Here is a 2,529-nt window from a genome sequence, read left to right on the forward strand (position 1 = left end):
ACGACACATTTCTGCTGCGCGACAGCAGGACAACGCGACCGCCGGCGAGCGGCTACTCAAAGACGCGCCAGCCGAGGTGCGGGCGTTGCCGGGGCCGCCGTTGGGCCGCACCGTCGTCGGGGGAGTGGAGTTGTTCGTGCCGGCCGAGATGGGTGTGTTCATCGCCGCCGGACAGCGCACCGGCAAAACCATGGCATGGGCAATCCCCGCGGTGCTCAGTGCGTGGGGACCGGTGATGGCAACCTCCAACAAACCCGACCTCTACCGCCACACCGTACTAGGGCGCGAACAGCGCGGCCGAGTCTGGCTGTGCGATCTCCAGGCAGTGACCGGCCAGCCGGTATGCGGGTTCTGGGTCGACCTACTCTCCCGAGTCCACACCCTCGCCGCCGCACGAAAACTGGCCTCCTTCTTCGTTTCCGGGGCGTCGGGGTCAGCGTCGGAGCGCGCGAACGCCCGTGTCGACTCCTACTTCGACGGCGGCGCTCAAGAACTGCTGTCGTTGTATCTTCTGGCGGCCGCATGTGTCGACGGTGACCTGCTCCACGTCGCCGAATGGCTATCCAGCGACCAAGACCAAACCCCAATCCTCATCCTGCGCCACCACAACCACGTCCGCGCGGCGCAACGCATCCTCGACGCGCAAGGCCTCTACGCGCGCCAGAGGGACGGGTTGTACGACATGGCTCGCCGGTTCTTGAACGTGCTCTCCGACGAGGGCTACGCCACCATGATCACCCCACCGGCCCGCAAACGCGTCACCGCCTACGAGACCAGCGAATCGATCGTCATCGACACCACCCTCGCGGCGGCGACGCACAACCTGCCCGAATTCAAACCCGCCGAGTTCATCACCAGTAACGACACCCTGTACGCGTTGTCGATGACCGGACCCGACTCCGCCGCGGCCCTCACTGCCGCCCTCGTCGGTCAAATCCTGGAATCAGCGCTGGCATTTGCGCGTGCACGCCCCGACGGCCGCCTCGCGGTGCCGCTGCTGGCGGTGCTCGACGAAGCAGCCAACTGCGCACTGATCGACGCATTACCCAGCTACTACACCTACGCCGCCGGGTGCGGTGTCATCCTGCTGACCATCGTGCAGGTCCTCGAACAAGCCGAAGACCTTTGGGGCGCAAACGGGTTGACCGTTATCCGCGCCCAATCGATCGAAATCTACGGCGGCAACATCGCCACCCCCTCCTATCTGGAGCAGTGGGCGCGACTGGTCGACGACCACGACGTCGCCGACACCTCCCGATCGACCGGCCCGGGAGGCACCAACCGCAGCACCAGCTGGCGCGCCGAACCCATTCTCAACGTCGCCAAACTCGCTCGCCTGCCGAAAGACCGCGCCCTGGTCCGACTCCCAGGCCACGAACCCGTCTTGATCGAAAAACAATTCTGGTGGGACAACCCGACCCTCGAACCGCTCGTCACCCGCTCCCTTGCCCGCTACACCAACGCATCCACACCAGCCACCCCACCGGCGCGGCCGGACAACAGAGGTGGCGCAGCAGGAGTCGAGCTATGACCACACCCGCAACATCTGCAGCTGCACGACAGCGGACGCCCGTGGTTCCGGCGTATCCGGACTTCACCACCTTCGCCGAGCAATGGCTGTTCCCGTTCGTCACCGTCCGCCTCGCCGAAGCCAACCGCGAACACACCTGGACGTGGTGCAGCCAATGGTGGCGCCACCGCGCGGTGAGCGTGCGGATCGCCCACCTGCACCGAGCCTTCGAAGCCATGCGCGCCGACAAGAACGCCGCCGGCCTGTCGAGCTTCATACTCCACCACCTCGACCCCCACTTCCGCGTCATCCTCGACGCCGCCAATGGCCCCCTGCACCGCTGCACCCGCACCAAACACGTCGCCCTACCGTCACTTTCCTGCGAACCCGTGCCGCCCGGATGGTTCAAACACCCAGCCAAGCCCGACACCACCAAGCCTTATCGGTTCGGTCACTACGCCGATTTCGTCGAGCAATGGCTGCTGCCAGTCACCGCGGTCCGCATCACCGCCAACCACCGCGAAGACCAGAACACGTGGTGTCGGCGCTGGTGGGATCACCGCAGTATTGCCGTTCGCTTCGCCGCCCTGCATGTGGTGTTCGAAGCCGCTCGCGTTGCCGAGGACCGCTCGGCCATGTCGACGCTGTTCGTCTCACACATCGACCCGCACTTCCACTACATCCTCGACGCCGTAAACGGACCCCTGCACCGCTGTACCCCCGACCACCACACACCCGAAACCGGCCTACCACCAGCAGAGGTGCCCCCCAACTGGTTCACCGCGCTCGGAAACTCCACCCCAACAGAAGAACTTGGGCTTGGCCCGGACTTCCGCCGTCATCGGCCGCCGCAGTAGAGGCGTGGCTGAGACAAACGTGGCGCTTGGTGCTTGCGCGGTGTCGGCAGCGCCATCGCGCGTGCGACAGTCTCGTGCGACAGACCATGGATCCAGCCGTGTGCCCATGCTTCCACAAGCACCGGGGCGCCCTCGGCTTCGTCGACCGAAACAAATCGCCGA

Annotated in this window: 3 protein-coding genes; 2 read left to right on the top strand and 1 reads right to left on the bottom strand. The window is 65.6% G+C overall.

Translation table 11 applies throughout. From position 1 onward, the window contains the following. Together NA3_RS35105 and NA3_RS35110 are read left to right on the top strand one after the other, a co-directional pair. Window positions 1–1,531 (top strand): type IV secretory system conjugative DNA transfer family protein (locus NA3_RS35105; protein WP_062969213.1); only part of this gene is annotated, 1,531 nt, incomplete at its 5' end. Continuing rightward, the gene (locus NA3_RS35110; RefSeq protein WP_084492126.1) at window positions 1,528–2,367 is read left to right on the top strand and encodes a DUF4913 domain-containing protein; all 840 of its coding nucleotides are present in this window, start codon (window positions 1,528–1,530) and stop codon (window positions 2,365–2,367) included. The genes NA3_RS35105 and NA3_RS35110, both read left to right, overlap by 4 nt. Here the strand turns inward: NA3_RS35110 and NA3_RS38335 are convergent. Further along, the coding region (locus NA3_RS38335) for a hypothetical protein (RefSeq protein ID WP_218021958.1) at window positions 2,349–2,529 on the bottom strand (181 nt) is incomplete at its 5' end. The genes NA3_RS35110 and NA3_RS38335 overlap by 19 nt on opposite strands.

It is taken from the genome of Nocardia africana NBRC 100379, from assembly GCF_001612635.1.
GTDB classification, from domain to species: Bacteria; Actinomycetota; Actinomycetes; order Mycobacteriales; family Mycobacteriaceae; genus Nocardia; species Nocardia africana.